General features: G+C 52.4%; 30 protein-coding genes and 1 pseudogene. 16 read left to right on the forward strand and 15 right to left on the reverse strand.

The window, feature by feature from the left end:
* Nucleotides 1-153: 153 nt before the first annotated feature.
* The 11 genes from N6G83_RS50325 to N6G83_RS50375 all read right to left on the reverse strand — a co-directional run bounded on the left by N6G83_RS50325 (nt 154) and on the right by N6G83_RS50375 (nt 8,648).
* Nucleotides 154-717, reverse strand: a complete 564-nt coding sequence (locus N6G83_RS50325; RefSeq protein ID WP_260524262.1) for a phage virion morphogenesis protein — start codon at nt 715-717, stop codon at nt 154-156.
* Nucleotides 717-1,979 carry a PBECR2 nuclease fold domain-containing protein gene (locus tag N6G83_RS50330; protein ID WP_260524263.1) on the reverse strand — a complete coding sequence of 421 codons (1,263 nt, stop codon included), beginning with the start codon at nt 1,977-1,979 and terminating at the stop codon, nt 717-719. Before N6G83_RS50330 ends, N6G83_RS50325 begins: the two co-directional genes overlap by 1 nt.
* Entirely contained in the window at nt 1,969-3,471 is a 1,503-nt protein-coding gene (locus N6G83_RS50335) for a DUF935 domain-containing protein (protein ID WP_260524264.1), read from the reverse strand. The genes N6G83_RS50330 and N6G83_RS50335 overlap by 11 nt, the downstream gene beginning before the upstream one ends.
* Nucleotides 3,468-5,144 (reverse strand): hypothetical protein, encoded by a 1,677-nt coding sequence (locus N6G83_RS50340; protein WP_260524265.1) that lies wholly within the window; start codon nt 5,142-5,144, stop codon nt 3,468-3,470. Before N6G83_RS50340 ends, N6G83_RS50335 begins: the two co-directional genes overlap by 4 nt.
* Nucleotides 5,144-5,698: a phage protein Gp27 family protein gene (locus N6G83_RS50345; RefSeq protein WP_161714105.1), complete on the reverse strand. Its 555-nt coding sequence runs from the start codon at nt 5,696-5,698 to the stop codon at nt 5,144-5,146. Before N6G83_RS50345 ends, N6G83_RS50340 begins: the two co-directional genes overlap by 1 nt.
* A gap of 1 nt (nt 5,699) precedes the next feature.
* Nucleotides 5,700-5,996: a hypothetical protein gene (locus tag N6G83_RS50350; RefSeq protein ID WP_025121744.1), complete on the reverse strand. Its 297-nt coding sequence runs from the start codon at nt 5,994-5,996 to the stop codon at nt 5,700-5,702.
* Nucleotides 5,993-6,304, reverse strand: coding sequence for a DUF2730 family protein (locus tag N6G83_RS50355; protein ID WP_025121745.1), 312 nt, complete (start codon nt 6,302-6,304; stop codon nt 5,993-5,995). The genes N6G83_RS50350 and N6G83_RS50355 overlap by 4 nt, the downstream gene beginning before the upstream one ends.
* Before the next feature lie 110 nt (nt 6,305-6,414).
* Nucleotides 6,415-6,837 (reverse strand): hypothetical protein, encoded by a 423-nt coding sequence (locus N6G83_RS50360; RefSeq protein ID WP_260524266.1) that lies wholly within the window; start codon nt 6,835-6,837, stop codon nt 6,415-6,417.
* Nucleotides 6,827-7,564 (reverse strand): transglycosylase SLT domain-containing protein, encoded by a 738-nt coding sequence (locus N6G83_RS50365; RefSeq protein ID WP_260524267.1) that lies wholly within the window; start codon nt 7,562-7,564, stop codon nt 6,827-6,829. Before N6G83_RS50365 ends, N6G83_RS50360 begins: the two co-directional genes overlap by 11 nt.
* 2 nt (nt 7,565-7,566) lie before the next feature.
* Nucleotides 7,567-7,932 (reverse strand): putative holin, encoded by a 366-nt coding sequence (locus tag N6G83_RS50370; protein ID WP_260524268.1) that lies wholly within the window; start codon nt 7,930-7,932, stop codon nt 7,567-7,569.
* A gap of 356 nt (nt 7,933-8,288) precedes the next feature.
* Nucleotides 8,289-8,648, reverse strand: coding sequence for a hypothetical protein (locus N6G83_RS50375; RefSeq protein WP_260524269.1), 360 nt, complete (start codon nt 8,646-8,648; stop codon nt 8,289-8,291).
* A 254-nt stretch (nt 8,649-8,902) separates the two neighbouring features.
* Here N6G83_RS50375 and N6G83_RS50380 point away from each other — a divergent pair, with 254 nt between their 5' ends.
* Complete coding sequence (locus N6G83_RS50380) at nt 8,903-9,670, forward strand: DNA adenine methylase (RefSeq protein ID WP_260524270.1); 768 nt, start codon at nt 8,903-8,905, stop codon at nt 9,668-9,670.
* Nucleotides 9,671-9,715: 45 nt separating this feature from the next.
* Here the strand turns inward: N6G83_RS50380 and N6G83_RS50385 are convergent, their stop codons facing one another.
* The 3 genes from N6G83_RS50385 to N6G83_RS50395 all read right to left on the reverse strand — a co-directional run bounded on the left by N6G83_RS50385 (nt 9,716) and on the right by N6G83_RS50395 (nt 11,130).
* Entirely contained in the window at nt 9,716-10,075 is a 360-nt protein-coding gene (locus N6G83_RS50385) for a hypothetical protein (protein WP_260524271.1), read from the reverse strand.
* 104 nt (nt 10,076-10,179) lie between these two features.
* Nucleotides 10,180-10,653: a hypothetical protein gene (locus N6G83_RS50390; protein ID WP_260524272.1), complete on the reverse strand. Its 474-nt coding sequence runs from the start codon at nt 10,651-10,653 to the stop codon at nt 10,180-10,182.
* Between the two features lie 57 nt (nt 10,654-10,710).
* Nucleotides 10,711-11,130 (reverse strand): helix-turn-helix domain containing protein, encoded by a 420-nt coding sequence (locus N6G83_RS50395; protein ID WP_260524273.1) that lies wholly within the window; start codon nt 11,128-11,130, stop codon nt 10,711-10,713.
* 317 nt (nt 11,131-11,447) lie between these two features.
* Here N6G83_RS50395 and N6G83_RS50400 point away from each other — a divergent pair, with 317 nt between their 5' ends.
* The 15 genes from N6G83_RS50400 to N6G83_RS50470 all read left to right on the forward strand — a co-directional run bounded on the left by N6G83_RS50400 (nt 11,448) and on the right by N6G83_RS50470 (nt 20,145).
* A complete protein-coding gene (locus N6G83_RS50400) occupies nt 11,448-11,756 on the forward strand; it encodes an HTH domain-containing protein (protein WP_065683172.1) in 309 nt (102 codons plus the stop codon).
* Between the two features lie 12 nt (nt 11,757-11,768).
* Nucleotides 11,769-12,713: a hypothetical protein gene (locus N6G83_RS50405; RefSeq protein ID WP_260524274.1), complete on the forward strand. Its 945-nt coding sequence runs from the start codon at nt 11,769-11,771 to the stop codon at nt 12,711-12,713.
* The gene (locus N6G83_RS50410; RefSeq protein WP_260524275.1) at nt 12,706-12,918 is read left to right on the forward strand and encodes a hypothetical protein; all 213 of its coding nucleotides are present in this window, start codon (nt 12,706-12,708) and stop codon (nt 12,916-12,918) included. The genes N6G83_RS50405 and N6G83_RS50410 overlap by 8 nt, the downstream gene beginning before the upstream one ends.
* On the forward strand, nt 12,915-13,229 hold the full coding sequence (locus tag N6G83_RS50415) for a hypothetical protein (RefSeq protein WP_260524276.1): 315 nt from the start codon (nt 12,915-12,917) through the stop codon (nt 13,227-13,229). Before N6G83_RS50410 ends, N6G83_RS50415 begins: the two co-directional genes overlap by 4 nt.
* A gap of 2 nt (nt 13,230-13,231) precedes the next feature.
* Nucleotides 13,232-15,019 (forward strand): integrase catalytic domain-containing protein, encoded by a 1,788-nt coding sequence (locus tag N6G83_RS50420; protein WP_260524277.1) that lies wholly within the window; start codon nt 13,232-13,234, stop codon nt 15,017-15,019.
* Nucleotides 15,020-15,028: 9 nt separating this feature from the next.
* Entirely contained in the window at nt 15,029-16,192 is a 1,164-nt protein-coding gene (locus tag N6G83_RS50425; protein WP_260524278.1) for an ExeA family protein, read from the forward strand.
* Nucleotides 16,193-16,477 carry a hypothetical protein gene (locus N6G83_RS50430; RefSeq protein WP_260524279.1) on the forward strand — a complete coding sequence of 95 codons (285 nt, stop codon included), beginning with the start codon at nt 16,193-16,195 and terminating at the stop codon, nt 16,475-16,477.
* A gap of 15 nt (nt 16,478-16,492) precedes the next feature.
* Complete coding sequence (locus tag N6G83_RS50435; RefSeq protein WP_260524280.1) at nt 16,493-16,786, forward strand: hypothetical protein; 294 nt, start codon at nt 16,493-16,495, stop codon at nt 16,784-16,786.
* Nucleotides 16,786-17,019, forward strand: coding sequence for a hypothetical protein (locus N6G83_RS50440; RefSeq protein ID WP_260524281.1), 234 nt, complete (start codon nt 16,786-16,788; stop codon nt 17,017-17,019). The genes N6G83_RS50435 and N6G83_RS50440 overlap by 1 nt, the downstream gene beginning before the upstream one ends.
* Nucleotides 17,020-17,042: 23 nt before the next feature.
* Nucleotides 17,043-17,567 carry a host-nuclease inhibitor Gam family protein gene (locus N6G83_RS50445; protein ID WP_260524282.1) on the forward strand — a complete coding sequence of 175 codons (525 nt, stop codon included), beginning with the start codon at nt 17,043-17,045 and terminating at the stop codon, nt 17,565-17,567.
* Between the two features lie 354 nt (nt 17,568-17,921).
* Complete coding sequence (locus N6G83_RS50450) at nt 17,922-18,620, forward strand: DUF2786 domain-containing protein (protein WP_260524283.1); 699 nt, start codon at nt 17,922-17,924, stop codon at nt 18,618-18,620.
* Nucleotides 18,620-19,066, forward strand: a complete 447-nt coding sequence (locus tag N6G83_RS50455) for an ANR family transcriptional regulator (protein WP_260524284.1) — start codon at nt 18,620-18,622, stop codon at nt 19,064-19,066. The genes N6G83_RS50450 and N6G83_RS50455 overlap by 1 nt, the downstream gene beginning before the upstream one ends.
* Nucleotides 19,059-19,364 (forward strand): hypothetical protein, encoded by a 306-nt coding sequence (locus tag N6G83_RS50460; protein WP_260524285.1) that lies wholly within the window; start codon nt 19,059-19,061, stop codon nt 19,362-19,364. The genes N6G83_RS50455 and N6G83_RS50460 overlap by 8 nt, the downstream gene beginning before the upstream one ends.
* Complete coding sequence (locus N6G83_RS50465; protein WP_260524286.1) at nt 19,361-19,768, forward strand: gp16 family protein; 408 nt, start codon at nt 19,361-19,363, stop codon at nt 19,766-19,768. The genes N6G83_RS50460 and N6G83_RS50465 overlap by 4 nt, the downstream gene beginning before the upstream one ends.
* 11 nt (nt 19,769-19,779) lie before the next feature.
* Complete coding sequence (locus N6G83_RS50470) at nt 19,780-20,145, forward strand: Mor transcription activator family protein (protein ID WP_260524287.1); 366 nt, start codon at nt 19,780-19,782, stop codon at nt 20,143-20,145.
* A gap of 135 nt (nt 20,146-20,280) precedes the next feature.
* Here N6G83_RS50470 and N6G83_RS50475 read toward each other — a convergent pair.
* Nucleotides 20,281-20,874 (reverse strand): annotated as a pseudogene (locus N6G83_RS50475) (MFS transporter); the annotation flags it as partial.
* Nucleotides 20,875-20,921 lie beyond the last annotated feature (47 nt).

Raw genomic sequence — 20,921 nt, forward strand, 5'->3', positions numbered from 1 at the left:
ACCGACAGGGGGAATAACGACAGTGAGATCATTCAGGAGGGTGGAACATCACCGAGAGCCGTATTAGAACGTATTGTAATACGGCTTGGTGTTCACATTGGCCCCATCATGCCACTCAGGCTGATAGAAGTCACTACGGCGCGTTGGTGACGGTTACTGTTTTAGTGAACGCTGCAGGTAATTTCTGGCCAGCTCGACCAGACGATCACCCTCCTGGGCAGAGACGCCCAGCCATTCCCTGGCAGGTATAGTGATCTTGTAAGCAGGGAGCGTATGCCACTGTGCAAAGTCTGATTTCGATTTGCGGACAAACCGGTGGTCACCGGCAGCAATACGATCCTGCTGGTAGTACGCCTGCTGACTGCGGGCAGGCATCTCAATTGTCCCGCCGAACTGGTGAATGGCGCCATAAGGTCGGTCAGTGCCGAACAGCAGCTCCTGCGCGGCGATTTGCCAACGCAAGGTATTACGCAGTGGGCCATCCAGCGTGAGGATTTTGTCCTGGTTCTTGCGCTTACGCTTTTTGTACCGTGCCGATAAGGGAGCCCACGGCGTACCATCGGGAGCCGTTTGGTCACGGAACCGCTGCTGGTGAAACTCCAGCAGCTTCTCGCCCATGTCTGACAACAACGGTGTTGGATCGCTTAATGCTGCATGAGTGGCCAGCAGAGTGGATAACGCATCTTGATAATCAAACGTCAGTGTTGCACCGGCCATCAGTTTACCTTCCGTTGATAGAGTCTCACGCCCTGGCGCAATGACTGCAGCATCGCCTCAGACGTTGACACGTTACCTGCCCAACCATCACGGCCCACTTCGAACACCACCGCCACCGGTTCGGCCTGACCACTTACCTGGAAACGGGCCAGATAACGACGGCGAACGACGGCCAGTTGCACGTCGGCCAGCCAGACTATCTGCACCCAAATCTCGTCAGGGGTTTGGATTGCCTGAGCAATCAGCGGCAATGCGGTGGCTGTATCAAGCGATGCTGGCTCGGCATAGTCAGCCGGGTTCCCGTCATTGCCCCAAAACATGCCCAAGCCTATCGCCAGGCGCTGGCCAACAGCATCGAGAAAAGCGGCCGCACGTGTGAACGATGCCTTAAACGACCCCAGAAACTCCTCAATGGCGTTGCCTTCCCAGTCTGGCGGCGTGACCGGTTGCGGCTCTGGCAATGGGTCAGGAGGGGAAATAGGCGAAGGCGCAGTGGGTAAAGGGTCTAAAGGCGGAAGATGCTCAGGGGGCAATGGGCGACTACCACGCGGTGGCGGTACCTGGCCACTAAAGTTACGGCTGCGGCCAGGCGTATGTTCAAACCCTGGATCAATGCCTTCAGGTACTAAAACAGTGCGCGGGCCACCGGGGCTGCGCTGGCCAATTGTGCGCTCAACCCATTTGATCGGCGGCGCAGTATCTGGGCCTGACTTGCCCATGCGCCGCAGGTCATCTTCGGTACAGGCGATAACGCTACACTGACATCCCCAGGCGTTGATTGGGAAATGGGTTACCCACCACGGGTCGTCCCACCGTAAGATCATGCCGTTCCAGGCAAGGTGTTCCTCACGGGGTTCCTCGACCACGTCACTATGAACATACTCCCAATAGGGATGCGTTTCCCGCATGGCCATCAGCTGCTGAAAGCGTCCGGCCATGTAGCTGCTGCGCAGATTGGTCTCATAAATAACACGGGTACGCCACTCAAACCCGCCGTTATAGCTCCAGCCGTAACGCGCGACGATACCTGAAAAGTCTTTGCGGAAATCCTGCAACGTTCGACCTTCGGTAATTGCCCGTTCTACCGCCTTACGCAGGTCGGCCAGCAGGTCATCGCGATTGGCCCCGGCCACCATAAACTCATGGTCATGGGCTGCACCGTAGACATCTGTCCAGGCATCGGTTTTGGTATTGAGCTTGCGCTGGAAAAAGGCAATCTGCTCGCTGAATGGCAGCGAACCATAGCCAACGTTACCGGCCATTGACTGCCTCCAGGAACTCATAGCGACCCGCCAGTGCGGCAGCGGACATCGCCTGCGCCAACACCTCGGCATACTTATCGAGCGTCATATCCGGCACCAATTTATCCAGGCCATCCCGCAAGGCTTCCAGGGAGTCCACATTGTCTACCAGTTCCTGCAGTTGTTGCATCCACCTATCGGTGACCGGGGTCAATTCATTGTTCAGACGGATGGCCATCGCAGCGGGTGCGTCCTGTGGGTGGCTATGCTCAGCGAATTCGCTGGGCTTGTTGCCTGCAGGTGCTACTGGCGGCGTATCACTGGTTGGCTTTGGCTCCCAATCGCCACCATACGTGTCTTTCACATAGGCTAATGTCGGGCGGTAGCCGGTGGTCTCAGAGATAGACTTGTCACGTTCGGCGCGGGACTTCAGGTCTTCCGGCTCATCAAAGACGCGGGATACCTGGGGAACGGCTGCACCAGGGAAATTAAGTTCGGTCAGCCAGGTGGCGGGGCCACGGTTCCAGGACTCACAAATCACATCGCCATCAGATTTTGCAATGCTGGCCAGAATACCTGCCTGCAAGGACTCATCGCCGCCGATACCTTTTGAGGTTCCGCCAGAACTGGAAATTTGCCCGACAACCACGCGACGGATGGCTTCATTCATCGCTTTGTACATGGATTCATAATCCGCTGCGCCAGAACGCGATGCAGACAACATCTCAAGGGCCATGCCCTCTGGCATAACCACGCCACTGTCGGTAGATATGGCACGGGTCAGTGCCAGCAGGTCACGTTTTTGTTCTGGCGTTGCCCCTGGTGGATGTTTACCGGCAACTGTCGGCATACCGAACTTGTCCAGGAATATCAGCCAGAACTTGATATCGTTGCGCTTGAAGAAGGTGGGCCAGTACAACCAGTGGGCCAGGCCAAGGCCATACGGTTCATCATCATGGTCAGCCCCGGTCGCGAATGACCAGAAATAAGGCGCAGGGCAAGGTTCGCCGGTGAACATGTTGCCCGGTGTCAGCAACCGCAGTTCGCCCTTGGGCGTAAAACGAAACCGCCTGCGGTCTCGCACCTTGACCTCATCGATCCACAGCAGGTTGTCGCGTATTCCATAAATCAGCTCAGACACCGCGTAACCGTAAAACACACCGTAGTGCATGAGCCGGGTGATACGGTCAAAGCCTAGTGCATCAATCTGGCGTTGCATGGCATCTGCAGCTTCGATATCAATCGGACGATCCCCACCAGCATCCACCTTGATCTCGCGGGAGATCAGCGCATCCTGGCGCTGAGTGAACGCGGATTTGACCTCATCATCACTCAGCACTTCACGGTAGATTTTGAGATCTGGTGCACCCCGGTTCATCAGCACGCTATCATCGGCCAAGGCCAAGGAGCCTACCCACGGGCGAGTGATATCACGACCATCACCGGTGGTCGCAATTTCCTGACCCAGCACAGGGCGTTTAAATGCACCTTTAAGCTTCCCCAACAGACTCATATAAACCCTCCGAAATCATTACTACCACGCACGGTACCGAAGCCGGTCTCCGTAAATTCACCACCGTGACTTGAGCCATAGCCTGACAACACCCGGAAGATGTCACGCGCTCCTGTAGACTGAAATTCAATCTCAACAGCCAGATTCAACGTGGCGTAATTTCCCAGGCAACCGGCGATGGCCGAGTCACCGTGCCGCACCAGTTCAGCGTCCTTCAGGTCTTTTTTCTCCAGCTTTGACACCATCGGTATACCGTCGATGGTTTCCACCGTCCGCAAGTCCTGGGCAATGTTCTCGTCACGCGGCAGGTCAATCATGTTGTCTTCAAACAGCCCAGTGAACTTCGGCATCCACACGCCGTACCACGCCCGGTTCAGGCTGATCTCAGCGATACGCGGCCTGCCATAGCGGTCTGCGGTGTACTCGGCCAACACCATGCCAGGGCCAGTCGCATCGATAGCGCCCCCGGATTGACGGGGTAAATGGTCGATAAACCAGAACAGGATCTGTTGCTGAAGGCCGGAAGGCACGTTGTTCAGCTCAAGGGCGAACGGCACCACGCGGCGTAAGTTTTGGGTGATAGCGATGGGCCAGATCACTGAGAAGTGACGGTGGCGGGCAAAGTCCATGCCGAACACATGCCGCAGCGTAGGGTCGAGTGTGGCCATGACAGGGGCAAGGTTCTGCTCAATCCAGGCATTACCCCAGGATTCGCGCTCCCCCTCACCCTTATTGATAAATTCATCGTCCAGCGCCAGACGAATGACCGGGCGCTCTTCAGGCATGGCCCGCTCGATCCACACTCCGGGGATACACACCCCGTTCCCATCGCGGGGGATGGCGTCCAACTCTTCACGCATTGCCGCCTTACGCGGGCCATAGGCATTACGGATGCGGTTATACCAGGTCTTTTTACCTTCAATCGTGGCGACTTCGCCTTTCATTGCACATACGCGCTCGTAAAGGCCATTGGTCACCGCATCATCAAACGTGATCCGCAGAACGGCGGCATCATCACCATATCGACCTGCTTCAATGTCTGTACAGAACTGATAAAACGGGTTGTTCTTACCATTCTCAGAGCTGATAACCACGATACGCCCGCCCCAGATAAGGAGGGCTGTTGCCGCATCCAGCACGCCTTGAACATCCTGGTGGAACGCGGCCTCATCGATAATGACGACGCCTTGCAGGCCACGGATATTCGCCGGGCGAGAGGAGAGCGCGGTGACCTGGAATCCACTGGCAAAACGCACTCGGTAGGCGGTGATCTGCCGGGTATTGCCTTTGCCATCCTGGTCTTCAAACAGGAACTCTTCGATGTTGGAGATATCCTGCGACTGCTGCCTGGCGATAACGCGGGCAAACTTCCCCACGTAGCCAATAAACTCCAGCCCTTTTTCCTTGGTGTCGCCAATGTAAAAGACGTTATCACCGCCAGCGGCTTTCTGAGCACCGGCGATCAGCGTGGAGTTTAGCCCCCAGGCAAACGTGATGCCGGTACGTCGCCCCTTGGGGATCGCCAGGATGGATACGTTGTACTTCAGGCATTCGACCTGATGCGCCATCAACACCCCTTCCGCAAACGGATTGAAGGCGAACGGGATGTCGCGGGCGCGGGCGGGCAATTCATCCCACTCGACGTTACGCACCGTTGAGGCTAATGGTTTCATCACTTGATCCCCAGGACACTTTCGCGCCAGAACTGCACCTGGTCTTCACTCAGCCCTTGCGCGGAGGCGACCTTGTCCAGATTGGCCTGTTGCTCGCGCAACTGCTGCTCACGCGCCTCGCGGATCACGGCTGAACGCTCTTCACGACTCAGCTTGCTGCCCTGCAGGGTGTTCTTCATGGCCATTGAGAGTTGCAGCACTTCTTCCGTGTCCGGGGTGTCGCCCTGCGCGGCGAAGGCCGCAGACTGCACCAGCGTCATCACCGATTGCACCAGGAGCGTTCCGGCCTTGTCGTCCGGGTTCTCGCCCAGGGCACTGACGGCCATACGGGCCGCTTGTTGTTGGCGCTGCATCTGGTTCATGAACTCTTCAAAACCACCGGCTTTCTTATAGCGCCAAAGGGTGCTGGTACTGAGTTCGGCGGCGGCATCAGGGAAATGCTCACAGATGTCTGCCAGCATCTCGGCCAAGGTCATGCTGTTATCACGCATCAGCTTGTCGATATGTTCCCTGGCATCAGTGGGCAACTTGTGAATGGTGGATTTACGGCCCATCTCAACCTCCCGCGCCTGGACGCTTCACCCCAGGAACGATGGCACGGCCAGCGGCCACATCAGCGCCTCGTGCTGTCAGACGAACGACCAGTACGGTACCGATATCTTCGGTAGAAACCAGCCCTTGCTCTTCTAACCAGAGCAACTCTGATTTGACCAGGTCACGGCTGGGGTTGTGGCCGTAACGCGTCAGCCCTTCAAAAATCACCGAGCTGTTAGAGGTATAGCCCGGCATCTCAGACAGGATGCGCAAAGTCACCAGGCGCATGTCTTCACGTAAAAAATCCTGGTATTTCATTTGCCACCTCGCTGCTTCATCAAAAAATCGTCAATTCTCTCAACACGTCGCGACATTGCCCCTAACTGGATGCCGATATTATTCAGTTGGGCTTCTGTTGCGCCGAGCTGGACCATCAGTTGGGCCAACTGCTGTTGGGTTGGCATCTGTTTGACTCGCTCCTCCAGGGCAATAACACGGGTGCGCAGCTCCAGAACCTCGCTGTTGGTCGCCGCTTGTCGGCTGATAACCCAGGCATAGATACCGATAGCCACGGTCAGCAACCACTGCACGGCGCTAAAACTAAAACTCAATTCTTCCAGGTTCATGATGTCTTTTGCCTATAAAATCGACCAGCTCGACATGACGGCCAGCACAGGTTGCGTAGATGTCGTACATCCGTTTCAGCGTGACGAACGCGGCATCCGCGCTATTGTCATCAGGGAGTGGCGGTACCGGACAGGTGACCGTTAATCCCGCCGGTAACAGCAGCGGTGGCGCGGTCACGGGCGGCGGCGAGTTGCTGCATGCTGTCGTCATCAAACACGCATTTAACACGGTCAGCAGCCGTTTTTTTGAGTGCATTCTTGATATCCCTCGTGGTCTGTTCATCGCGCTGTTCCTGCTCTGCGATGCGTTCAGATAGGCTGCGGTCTGCCTGTCTGACCCGTTCTGCTGCAAGATCTGCCGCCTTAGTGAATGAATTGAGTGCCTGTTTGCTGTCAGATAACTGGTTTTCCAGGCATTCCAGCTTGGCGTCACTCAGCCCTTCCTGGTAGCCATATTCCCGCGAAAATTCGACAGTGATGAAAAGCAGCCCAAACAGAACCGCTGCGATCAGTACGATGTACTTAACCTTCATGGCATACCCCCAGTCCCCATCCAGCATCGACATAGAGAGGTTGCCAGCGTTGGATAATCCGCTGCGGATAACCCCGGTTCTCTCGCCAGTTCGCTGCCGTTCGCCCGGCATTGACGGTCTCGACGTTCCCCCAGTAACGGGAGTGGTCGAGTCCCTTGGTCGTAGCCAGCTTGCGATCACGTTGCACCCAGCCCAGACCGCCGTTGTAGGCAGACAGCACAAAGGCCCAGCGGTCACAATCACTGGTGGTACCCAGGATGCGATCCCAGTGCCACAGGTTGTAACTGACTAATGCCCGCATGGCCCATGACGGGTTGTACGGTTGGTTAGCCCCTAAAGATTTGGGGTAAACGCCCGCAATCCAGTCACTGGTCGCAGGCATGAACTGTGCCAGACCCAGCGCACCCACCGGCGAGCGAGCTGTCGCTTTCCATGTGGATTCTTGATGGATTTGCGCAGCGAACAGCGCAACCGGTGCATCCAGCCCCCAGATGGCGCGGGCATTACGGGTCAACTCCCGCTGGTGTTGTTGAGCCTCCAGCGGGATACCCGCAGCACTGGCCTGGGAGAAGAAACCGCCGCACCACAGGAGCCAGGCGGTGACCACGGTGGAGAACGCCTGCAACCAGAAATTATGCTTGCCCGTTTGTGGCAGGTTGTGTGCGAGGAACGCCATGACAAGGGCTACGGAAGCCAGAACAATCCAGGTGATTTGCGGCCAATGCATAGTTAGAGCCCCATTGTTACGCCAATGACCACCGCCAATACGATGATGGCGCGGCGAAGCAGAACGGCGGCAAAGACCAGTTGGTAACCCGCGACAATCGGATATTCAACATCCTTAGTCCCCATGAATGGCGGTGTGGTTTTCCAGTCCTGAGAGAGGTAGCTGCCTGGGCTAGCATAGGGGAACAAGCCACGATCAAGGTGATAGCCCAGCACAACGGCAATCGAGACCAGGGCCAGCTTGTAAACCGTGACACCGATTTGTGCCGGTGACAGAAACGCGATCAGCACCAGCAACAGAACGGCGGCAATGAGCCAGCTCAACAAGCGCTGACGGCGGAAACTGCGGTATTTATTCAAGAACGACATGGTGACTTCCTTGGTTGAGATGAATAGGTCAACAGAGGAATTCATTGTGCCGGGTGGTTTAGGGATTGTGATTTATACACGGATAAAAGAGCTGTGTATGGGGGAGGCGTACAAGGGGATGGCTAATTAGCATGCGACAGTTTCCCCGCCAGCGTCAACTATTCATCCTGGAGCGTTAAAATGTTTTCGACTATGCCAAGACATGTTGCACTTGATTTGATACGTGATCTCCTGAAAAAGCCCGATTTCAGGAAAAGACTGCAAGAAATACTAGAAGGTAAAAATTTGGAAAGGAATATTGATACTGACAGCCATAGCAACACCATCAGTACCAATGCAAACTAATCGAATGACTACTAGCTTGGTGCCGACTCTTCGGTACCAGGTTTTCGGATTTCAATGACTTCATTTATAAGCGCTTTCCAACCTGTGAAGTCTGAGTCCAACACCGAGTGGACAGCCTCCTTAAATTCAGGTGATTCACCAAACGCAGACGTATAGCGAGACGCCAGCCCAATACCAATATCTTTCCCAATAGTTCGCCAAACTTCATCAAGTTTTTCGGGCTTAGGATTAATCAAAATCAAACATCCAATCATTGCTTCATAAATCTCATTAAGCATTTTTTGCTTTACTGCTTCAATTTCGAGCTGTTTTATACGCTTCTGAAGGTGGTCAAATGCTTCCTGAATAGGGGCTTCTCTTGTTTTATCCACCACAACATCCTCATGGTAATTCTACCTGTTGGCAGAATGCATTCACTTCCATCATTCTATCCACGGATAGAATACCCCTTGCCATAAATCACGCAGTTTACCCCCGCAACAAGAAAGAGCGACCCGCCCAGTGCGTCAACACTGGGCAGGCCGTCACACACAGAACGCACCTGTGAGCAACCGAAGGCTCAGTCCGTCTCGCGAGACAGATCCAGCCTACTGCATTTTCATCATATGAAAAAGGCTTACAGTTTATGAAAGCGACACCGATCATACCTTGGATAGGTGGTAAACGCCGTTTGGCTAAAAACCTCCTCCCGCAATTCCCTGAACACACCTGCTACGTTGAGCCGTTCTGCGGCGCAGCGGCACTGTATTTCCTCAAAACCCCGAGCAAGGTTGAGGTGATCAACGACATCAATGGCGAGCTGGTGAACCTGTATCGGGTTATCCAGCACCACCTTGAAGCCTTCATTCAGCAGTTCAAATGGGCGCTGGTCAGCAGGCAGTTGTTTGAATGGTTGCAGATCACCCCTGAGGCGACATTGACCGACATTCAGCGGGCTGCGAGGTTTTACTATCTGCAGAAGCAGGCGTTCGGCGGCAAGCTGGAGGGGCAGACCTTTGGCACGGCAATGACATCACCGCCAAGGTTCAACCTGCTGCGTATCGAAGAGGACTTATCACAGGCACATATGCGCCTGGCCAGGACGTTCATTGAGCATATGGACTGGGCAAAGTGTATTGAGAAATATGACCGGCCTCACACGCTAATCTACTGCGACCCACCGTACTGGCAAACTGAGGGCTACGGGGTAGAGTTTGGGTTTGAGAACTACTCACGTATGGCCGAACTAGCAAGATCGATAGAGGGAAAAATGCTGATCTCGGTGAACGATATCCCCGAGATGCGTCACGTTTTTGCCGGGCTATCGATGGATACCGTAGATGTTCACTACACACTGCGGGGAGCCGGAAGAGATTCCGGCAGGCAGCGAGAGCTTGTGATCAGAAATTGGTAAGGAAGACCGACATTGGCCACAGGTAGGTGGCCAATACTTGAGATTTTACTCAGGTTTTAATGGTGAGGCGGTTGCCGCAGTAGGTGTTGACGTACAATTACGTTTAGTCCGAAGGACCTGCAATTGTGCCAGCCTGGTGTTAGCACTTTTAATGGCATTGTCTTTTTCCATAACGTTGCCAATACCAAAGTCACCCAGAAACGAAAGGACTGAACGCCCATCAAACTGACTTTCTTTATCAACATGTGCTAGGAATCCATGCACCTTTGCTTCTTCCAGCTCAATTTCTCTGCACGTCATTGTATCTTGTTCGTACTGAGTAATTTCACCCTGCCGACCATAATTTTTAGTAGAACAGCCTGATAAAACAATCAGAGAAAAAACAATAAATAAAAAACTCTTCATCCTTACCCCTTTCATATTGTCGAAACACAAACATCACATGGTATCGTTTTTATGCTCAATAGAGATAGTCTTGACGCCACCGCAAATGAGCCATCTAGTTCAATCTACCAGTTAACACCAGAAAAAACAGGAGGGTGAACCTCATCAACACAACGTTTGTTCCAATAGATCTTATCAAATACGGACTCTGGCTTTGAGGTTTTGTTCGATTCGACAGTGGCATCCTTTGATGGCTGACTGGTTCCCTCCATCTTTGCAATGATAACGCTGTAACTTTTTGATTTTTCAATTTCCGCAAAAAGCACAACAAAACGCGTAGCGCCAGCATATGCACCAAATGCATTTTTTCCATTTACATAGCCGCATACCGCAACATTTTTCAGCGCGTCATCTGAGTCTGTAGTGCCTTGCTCTTCACGAACAATATAGACGCCAGAAAATTTCGCTGTGCCTGGATCTTTCAGTTGCTCAGCAATTAGCTTTTGGGCATCTCTTATCATTTTTTCATCGACGGTATCGCAAGCAGTTAGGCCGAGTATCACCAAAGTTGCGGTGAGTAATCTTAATAACCCGTTCATAGCCATCCTTATATTATAAGTTATTTTACAATGAAAATTGTTCCTAATGAGAACAAATTAGCCCGCATTTTTATTCCGCTCGAGCTCTATGGATAACGCCTCAACCTTCTTTTTCATTTCAATAAATTGCCGTTTTTCCTCAGCGCTTCGTAACAGGTCTCTTCTTGCCTCTGGGTCAAGCTGATTAATCATTTCTAGCAAGGCTAAATCGCTTTGGCTGTAGTTACTTTCAGTTGATGGGGTTGTTGAGGATGGCTCAACGATCGTCTGCCCACGTCCAGTCAGCAACCAATCGATTGATAGCCCCCTTTCCTCGGCAAAATTTATGCAAAAAGAATAAGGCACAGAGTCTCGCTTACGCCAACTGGCTAAAGTCTGCCTGTTGATTCCTAACATTCTCGCCAGGTCACTATCATTTTCTGTATTCAGGAGCCCCGCCAAGCGCGAAAGTACGGCATCTACACTTTTGTTATTCATTTCGAATAAATCCCACTTGCTTTATTTGTTCCGAATAAGTACGCTTATGCATAATGTTTACATGATAACCCGATGGGAACAACTAGATTATGAACAAAAGACAGATCCAGGCCCGTCTGATTGAGCGGGGAAGCAATTTCCGTCAGTTCGCACTGAGCGCAGGTTACGAACCACGTACGGTAACCCAGGCGGTAACACGCTGGGCAGGAAGAAGCGAGCTGCCTCGCGGCAGATTGACATACAAAATTTTGCGCGAGCTATCAGTGCTTATTGGGCGAGAAGTTACCCCAGGCATCCTCAGTAACGTGGAGTAAGCGATGACTAAAAAACCCGGCACCTCATCATCAGCATCGAGAACCTTGAAAGTGCTAATAGCGCTGAAGGGTCACACCATGACCGGCCTATCTAACGGTGAACTCGCCAAAGCGCTGAACGTCTCTCCAGCCAATATCAGTCGCGACTTGGCCACATTGGTAGCTGAGGGGCTAGCCATACAACTTGATAATGGTCGATACGCACATAGCGTACAGATGCTGCAGATCGCCACGGCTCATGCCGAACATATCGCCCGCATGCAATCGCGGATGGATGAAATCACACAGCGCATTACCGCTGGCTCTCGCTAAAGGACAAGACTCATGGCACGTAAACCAACTCCAACTGCTGAATTATTGCCGGACACTCCTCTTAATCCAGACCTGACAGACACTCAGAACATCATGGCGACGGTTCAAAGTGAATTTAATGACGAGCGGGATCTGCTGAACCAATTGTTGGGCCAGGCCCAGATGGCTGGCGCTTCTGAGGATTTTTTCCGCACGGTGCGGACTTCAAAATTAGCTTTTGTTAAGGAAAACAAGCTCTACCGCCAACTTAAAGGTTCTAAAAATCCGCACGGTGCGGAGTTTCTCTCAGGAACATGGGAAGAGTTCTGCAGCATTCTGGGGCGTTCTGTTGACCAAGTTGATCGAGATATCACCAACCTTCGCACCTTTGGTGAAGAAGCTCTCGATTCTATGTCCCGTATGGGTATCGGCTACCGCGAGTTGCGCCAGTACCGCCGGTTGCCGGAAGACCAGAAAAACGCCCTAATCGAAGTGGCCAAAGAAGGTGACAAGAATGCCTTGCTGGAGCTGGCCGAAGAGATGATCGCCAAGCACACCAGAGAGAAGGAAAACCTGGCTACTGACCTAGAGATCAGCCGTCAAACCCTGGCCGAAAGCAAAGAGAAATTGAACAAGGTTCAGGATGAAAAATCCGATCTAGAAGAAAAGCTCCTCCGCCGCGTCAAGCGTGAAACCCCTGAGACAGTTGGCGCTGAACTGACCCAGGAGGTCAATATCCTGCAGCATGCCGTGTTGGCTGACCTCACCAATCTGGAAAACGGCTTTACCGCCCTTGTAGACCATACCGAAAGCTCCGGCATCGCCCACGCCGGTTTTATGACCGGCATGTTGGATGACATCGAAAATCAGATCACAGCACTGCGCCAGCAGTTCAACCTGCCTGAGCACAAGCCGTTTGATCCACGCCCTGACTGGGTGAAGAACGGCCTAGAGAGTGAGGAGGCTGACAATGCCTAGCACCAGCTCCCCCATCGTTGATAGCGTGGAGTCGCTCAGCGCAGCCCTGCTATGGCATGTACCCGATATGCAACAAGGTTTCACCATCTGCACCTATCACGGTGAGATCACTATCCTGGCTGGAGATGCCCAGCCTTTTGCGGCAGCTCTGGAAAGCCTGCTGCTGCAGAAAATCAATCAAATCCAGAAGGGGCAAGCGTCATGAATTCAAACAATAAAGTTGACCAGTTACTACAGGAATCAACTCGTTCCAACGGTAAGCGCCTCCTGTCACAGGATGAAGCGGTGAGTTTGGCTGCGGTTGTCATCACACCAAAGCGCACCCCGGCAGAACAGGCGCAGCGTGATCAATTTCTGGCGGCGGTAAAAGAGGCCAAGAACTGGAGCACCATGCTCACTTTCTATACCGAGCATGAGAACTGGTCTGAGGTTGAATTCCTGCTGGGGTTGTCTGACCGCGTTTGCGAAAAGCTGCAGGAAGCCTTCGCGCACACCAACCAGATAAACGGACATTAACCATGAGTCCAGCCCTTATCCAACGTTTAGTCGCCATTGCAGATGCTGTCAGCGCGGCAGGCCATGGGGGCAAAGAAGCTATCTATCAGTCTGCCTGTAAGGAGTTGCAGATGTCCCGTTCAACGCTGCTGAAAAAGCTGAAGTCTGTACAGCCTGCAACCTCACGCAAAAAGCGTTCTGATGCAGGCAAGACGGCACTGAACCGCGACGATGCGCTGGTGATATCCGGCATATGGCTGGAATCTCGCCGCAACAACGACAAGCGACTGTATAGCCTGGAGAACGTGGTCAACCACCTGCGTACCAACGGCATGATCACCGCTGGCCGGATCGATGAAGAGACTGGTGAGTTTTTACCGCTGTCAATCGACGCTATCAGCAAAGCCTTGATAGGGTACCGCCTGCATTACGATCAGTTACAGAACCCGGCACCAGCACTGGAGTTGGCCAGCCTGCACCCTAACCATGTTTGGCAGGTCGATGCCTCGCTGTGTGTGCTGTATTACCTGAAGAACCCGGACAAAAAAACCAAGGGCGACTCCGGCTTGCGCGTTATGGGCCGTGATGAATTCTACAAGAACAAGCCGAAAAACCTGGAGCGCATCGTCAATGACCGTGTGTGGTCGTTTGAGTTGATTGACCATACCACCCACTGGATCTACGTCGAATACCACTTTGGTGGTGAAAGCGCCGAGAACTTTTTAACGGTGATGATCAACGCCATGCAAGAGCGTGGCGGTGCCGATGTTCTGCACGGTGTACCGGCCATCCTGTATACCGACCCCGGCTCGGCGCTGGTCTCTGCCAGTCTGCTCAATATGTGCCAGTCGCTGGGTATTCAGTGCCTTCAGCACAAGGCCCGCAATGCCCGCGCCACCGGTGCAGTAGAGAAAGCCCGTGACATTATCGAGTGCGACTTCGAAGCAGGACTGCGGTTCGTTCGGGTCGATAACATTGATCAGCTCAACAGCTTCGCCCGTTTGTGGCGCATGAACTACAACCGCACCAAGGTTCATGGCCGCTATGGCATGCCCCGCACTGATGCCTGGTTAAAGATCACCGCCGAGCAATTGGTGAAAGCGCCCCCTGTTGAGGTTTGCCGTGAACTGGCCATCAGCGCCCCGAAAGAATGCAAGGTTTCTGCTCAGTTACGTGTCAATTTCCGGGGCAAATCATTCTGTGTCAAAGATATCCCAGGTGCCTGTGTTGGCGACCTGCTTAAGGTGAGCCGCAACCCTTGGCATGACGATGAGGCCCGCGTGGTCATGACTGGCGAGGATGGTTTTACGACCTATTACCCCATTTATGCCATTGCCAAAGACGATTGGGGCTACTCCGTTACCGCATCCGTTATTGGCCAGCAGTACGGCCAGATACCTGACACCGATGCCCAGCGCAACCGTGCAGAGGTTGAGCAGCTTGTTTATGGCACCAACAGCCAGGAAGAAACCGACGCTGCCCGCAAGGCTAAAGCGCTGCCATTCGGTGGCCGGTTCAACCCATATATGGAAATGGAACAGGTCGAACACCCTGAGTACCTGCCGAAACGTGGCCAGGAATCTCAGGTACGTGCTCCACGCATGGAAGAACGCCCACTGACGCATGTTGAAGCCGCCAAGCAGCTGCGTGAGCGGTTTACTGCCCAGGGGCTGGAGTGGCACAAACATTATTACAGTCAGATCGTTGAACGGTTCCCTGACGGTGTTCCTGCTGAGGAGCTGGACATACTGGCCAGCGACCTTCAAGCAAAGCAACAGCGTGGTGGTTTTCGCGTCGTCAACGGTCAATAAGGGGGGATCATGCTGGTACTCAAGAGTTTAATGCAGGCCCACGGTATCGAGCAGAGCGCCATCGCGGCGGTAGCACGGGTGTCTCAACCAACCATATCTCAACTGGTTAATCATGCCGTCTGGCCTAAGCGTCGCACGGCGGAAATCCGCCAGTCTATCAGTGATTATTTAACAGGACGCGGCATAGATGCAGTGGCCGCTTTTGAAGTGGTGCGGGCAGCGGAGACCACCCGCACCGATGTCTCGCAACAGGCAAATGAAGAAGGAGACGACAATATGTTACTCGCAAAACAGGTGTTACTACCAGCGACCAAAAAGCATTTCGGTTTATTCCGCGACCCGTTCGCCGATGATGCCCTGCAGAGTGCCGATGATGTGTTTACCACACCAGACATTCGGTATGTGCGTGAAGCCTTGTTGCAGACCGCCAAGCATGGCGGGTTTGTGGCGATAATTGGCGAGTCAGGTTCGGGCAAATCCACCCTGCGCCGCGACCTGATTGACCGTATCAACAGCGAACGAGCGCCAGTAGTGGTGATTGAACCGCACATCATTGCCATGGAGGACAATGACAAGAAAGGGAAAACCCTGAAAGCGGCATCCATTGCCGAAGCCATCATTAATACCCTGGCCCCGCTGGAAGGCATCAAACAAAGCCAGGAGGCACGGTACCGCCAGCTACACCGGGTACTCAAAGACAGCAGCAACGCCGGGTATAGCCACGTTCTGATCATCGAAGAGGCCCACTCCCTGCCGCTGCCCACGCTGAAGCACCTGAAACGCTTCTACGAACTGGAGAACGGCTTCAAGAAACTGCTCAGTATCGTGTTGATTGGCCAGCCAGAACTGGCTGACAAGCTGTCTGAACGTAGCATGGAAGTGCGCGAGGTCGTCCAACGGTGCGAGGTCGTCAACTTACCGCCGCTTGGTATGCATCTGGAGGCGTTTTTGAAGTTCAAGTTTGAGCGCCTGGGCAAGCCACTTGCCGACGTGCTCGACGCCAGCGCTATCGATGCCATCAAGGCCAGATTGAGTCACGATCTGGGCGGCAAAAGAGGGGTGATCAGCCTGCTGTATCCGCTGGCCATCAGTAATCTCACCATCGCAGCAATGAACTTGTCGGAAAAACTCGGTGTGCCGGTGGTCAATGCTGACGTTATTAAGGGGCTGTAGATGAAATACATCATGCTGCGCGTAAATAAGCCGATGGCCAGGGAAATACCGATTATTTTCCCTGATAACCTGGTACATGCGGATGTCGTCAATGCGATGCGGATGCTGGTTGCGTACCCAGGAATAGAGGATGCAACAGTCGTCTCTGCTGGGTATTGCAATCTCAACCTCAGTGCTGAATGTTACGGCAAATCAGAGACCTTGGGTATTAGCTCTCGTGAGTCGGATGACAGCATTGTTATTAATACCTATGACTATACACACGGCCTTTTATTTACGGATTAATGGGGGCATTTCGCTATGAATATGAGTCAAAACCTCACAGTCAATATTAATAGCATGTCAATTCAGATGGCGTTAGGTAGTGCAAGTCATGCTCTAACGGCAATCACCGCCATCGGGTTTACAGTAATCAGGATTGATATTGTTCAGCACAGTCGCCCAACGTTGGTTGTCCAGGCTGATAGCAATACTGAGCAATTGGTTAAAGATGGCAAAGCTGTCCGTTATTGCCATGGCTCTGATGATAATGGCCCCTTTAAAAAGTATCAGTGCCAAATGGGCAATTGTCGGATTGTTTGGGAGGAGCGGTGATGACTGAAAAAGTGAAAGTAAGCATCAGCGCTAATCAACATATCCATTTAGATAAAACCGTCGAGATGGATAAGGCCGACTTTGAAAAATATCAGCGCATCTGTGCAGAAGGTGTCGATCTGGATAGCCTCATCGGTGAAATAGCCTGTAAATATGGTCTTGGTGTTCAAGATTGCTGCTATGAAAACGACCCAGAAGACATCACGTTCGAGTTAGTACCACAAACCAAGTAACTCTTTATTAGAAGGTAAGCAAAATGGCTAAAGGTAAAAAGCGGCTTAAAGCTGCGGCGGCTCTGTACGTCGCTCAATCGAAAACTGAGGTAATCGAGGGTATTAAAACCCTTGGTGACTTACAGCGTCAATTAACCCGCACCGAAACGGAAATGAATGATCAGATCGCGGCGGTCACTCAATATCATTCCCCTGAGATGGAAAGGCTAAAGGCTGAAATCGCCAGCTTCCAAACGGGTCTCCAGACTTGGTGTGAGGCGAACCGCAAGGAACTGACCCAGGACGGCAAAACCAAGACCGTAAACCTGACAACAGGTGAGATCGTTTGGCGCAATCGGCCACCGAGCTGCACCATTAAAGGTGTTGAGTCCGTCATGGAGGCGCTGAAGAAATTAAAACTTATTCGGTTTATTCGCTCTAAGGATGAAATTAATAAGGAAGCAATTTTAAATGAACCAGACGCGGTAAAAAACATTCCAGGCATCACGATTAATCGCGACCTGGAAGATTTTGCCATCATTCCATTTGAGCAGGAGAGCAGCGAATGAGCCTATCTTGCAAAAGCTGTAAGAAAGAAGTCAACGAGCTTGACTTGGAACAGGCAAATATCATGCAAGGACATGATGGCGTTTGGTGTGTTGACCTGGTTCTAAAATGCCCGCATTGCGGGCAACTCTACAACACATTTGTACCTACTGGTGACCTGGAAGCCCTCTAACCGCAAACGTAAATAAACATGGCGTAAATCAGTTTTGGCTGGCTTACGCCAATTTCCAGTCAATAGCATTGGGAATTTGCCATGAAAATCTTTAACAGGAATGTATCAGTCGGCGTAGCCATATTTTTTTACTCCAACTTGGTTCTAATCGCTTTGTCTTCTTATATACTTTTTAAGGTGATATATGAATAACGAAAAGTATCTTACCAAAATTAAAAAACTGCTGAATTTAGCCAGGCGCAGTACCAATCAAAATGAAGCGGCTAATGCCATTAGCCAGGCCCAAAACCTGATGCGGGCGCATAACCTGACTGAAACCGATGTCGATTTAATGGATATCGATGAGTTCAGCAGCAAGGGAGCACCTACCAATGCGGTCAAAATCCCTGCTTATGCCACTTCCCTGGCCAATATGATTTGCAGTGCGTTCGGTGTGCGTTGTTATCACTCCTATAACGTCTCTCGTCGAGTGGTTGTTTTCTATGGCCCAAATGAACGTCCACAAATTGCCGCATACGGCTTTGATGTGCTTTCCCGGCAGTTAATTAAAGCCAGGAATGAATTCAGTGCCTCGCAGCGTAAAAGTATTAAACGCAGCACCAAGATCAACCGCGCTGACCAGTTCTGCGAAGGTTGGGTGCTGGGTGCGCAGCAGGTTATTGAAAGTTTCATTGTCAGCGAACCAGAGACAACGTTGATGACTGCCTATTACAACCGGCTAAAGAGTGAGTTTGGGCATAAAACCCTTGATCCCAGAACTGCCAAAAAATGCAGAGGGGATGATATTGCCAAATCTGCCGGGTACCAGGCTGGCCAAGAAGCGAAATTGCACCATGCAGTGAATGGTTCTCAGCAGGAACATGCACGGATCGGGAGGTCATAGTGGATAATTTGAATAAAACAGAATCACTGCGCCAGGCATTAACCATTCTGGGGCCAAGCACCAGCAAGGAACTGGGGGCGTACACAGGCATTACAGCACATCTCATTAGTGCATTGCTTACCAGAGATCTTAATAAAGGAACGCTACAGCGCGGCTGGAAAGGTAAAGAACGCTGCTATGGCCAGCCAGGAACCTTGAAGCGTGTTGCGCCGAAAATCATCCGTGATGGCAAGAGCAATGAACTACGAGTTCCATCTGGCGATTACTACTTATTCGCGTCCCAAGCCCGTAGCTTTGAACAGCACAACTGCTTTGATGATGCAGCGCCCCTTTGGCTCAAAGCAGCAGCTGCGGCACGGCACGAAGTTAATGAGCTGTGGTGCGAGGCCCGAGCCAAGTTTTGCAACCGTGGTTGGAAGTATCCACAAGGGGGGGCTCATGAGTAAGGTCACTTTTGTTGTCGACTTTCCCGATGGTCAAACTCCAACTGTTAGTGCTGGCATGGATATTTTAGGCGGTCGCCTATGTTCGGTGGCTTGGTCAGACGCTACAGCCATCAAATGGAACATTAATGACCTTGAACCGCCTATGCACACTCGATTGCTCGTTACCACTGTTGATGGGTATGTCGATGTTGATACCTGTTCATCTATTAGCGGCTGGTATGACAATGACGATGATGTGATTGCCTGGTCACACTTACCAGAACCCTATACTGCACCTGATGACGGGGAGGACTCATGAACCGGGCCAAAACCATCCAGTTGATACATATCGCCAGAAACAAACTGGAAGTATCCGACGATGCCTACCGCGTGATGCTGCAGAACCTGACCGGTAAAGACTCATGCAGCAAGATGGATGATAGGCAACTGGCCAACGTTCTCGCCCACCTGCGTGGTCGTGGGTTCAAGTTTTCAGGCAAATCTCGCGAAGTGCCTATGGCTGATTTCCCTATGGGCCGCAAGATTTGGGTGTTGTGGCAGGATCTGGCCAAAGCTGGCCTGGTGCGAGATAAATCACAGAAAGCCCTTGATGCCTGGTTACTGGGCGAAACTGGTGTAGCTCGGTTGATCTGGTTGAAACAAGAGCCAGATCAGGCTCACCAAGCCATTGAGAAGCTTAAGCAGTGGTTGAGCCGTAAGTAGGCGAGGTCAGTATGAAGAGCGAGATGGAAGAAAAACGGCATTGGTTACTTACAGAACTGGCAGAGTATGTAACACTGGTCGCTCAGGAACACGGCCTGCCTACTGACTCTGCCGATCAGTTAGGCACTAATGTAGCTAATTTCATTTGTGAACATTTCGCCGGTCAATTGATTACATTCCCGCAGGACTATTTCTTCAAGTTGTCGGCGCGAGATCTTCAGATTTACGAAGACTGGCGCAAGAGGATGCCCTGGCAGCAGTTGGTCATCACATACGGCATGACGGAAGGTGGACTGCGTAAGGTGATCAAGCGTGTGGAAAAACGGATTCTGAAACGTTCACAGCCAGGCCTTGAGCTGTTCCCTGATGATGACTAAAATTGAGGGCGGAATGAAATTTTTCCGCCCTTGGTTCTCTTTCAGTATGTGAAATACAATTACAATCTCCATTACGTTATTTCTCACTATTTGCCCGTATTTTTCGATTTATCTCGCTCCACCTACTCCATTTATCTCACTCCCTATCAGGCTGACCAGGGAAACCGAGCCGGTAGCCAACAGCAGCCCGACGCCAAAGCCAATTTGTACGCCGCTGCTGTAAAAGGCTTTTCTCTTCTTCGGCGCGCTTTCTACCGCCAGCAAGGCAGCGCCGCCCCATTCGCCCCCCACGGCAAATCCTTGCACCGCTCGTAGCAGCACCAGCATGACCGGGGCCCACCAGCCAACTGAATCGAACGAGGGCAGCAAGCCGATCAACGCCGTAGAGATCCCCATCAGCCAGACGGTGATCATCAGCATGCGCTTACGGCCAAGCTTATCGCCAAAGTGCCCGAACACCATGCCACCTAGCGGGCGGAACAGGAAACCGACGCCAAAGGTGCCAAAGGCGGCCAGCGTGCCCATCGTTGGGCTGACCTGCGGGAAGAATTCGGTGTTAAAAACTAAAGCGGCAACTATTCCGTACAGCAGGAAGTCGTACCAATCGACTACGGCGCCAACAAAGCTGCCCCAGGCGGCACGCCGCGCCCGGCTTTGAGAGTACTGGGTTGGTGAGGTTATTTCGCTGTTGGCAGCGCTGCTGCCACTGACTGAAGTTGAGGTGTCCATGCCTGTTCCGTTATTTTAACTTTACAGCACTGTACAACAAAAAGCCC

Source organism: Serratia sp. PL7, assembly GCF_945957435.1.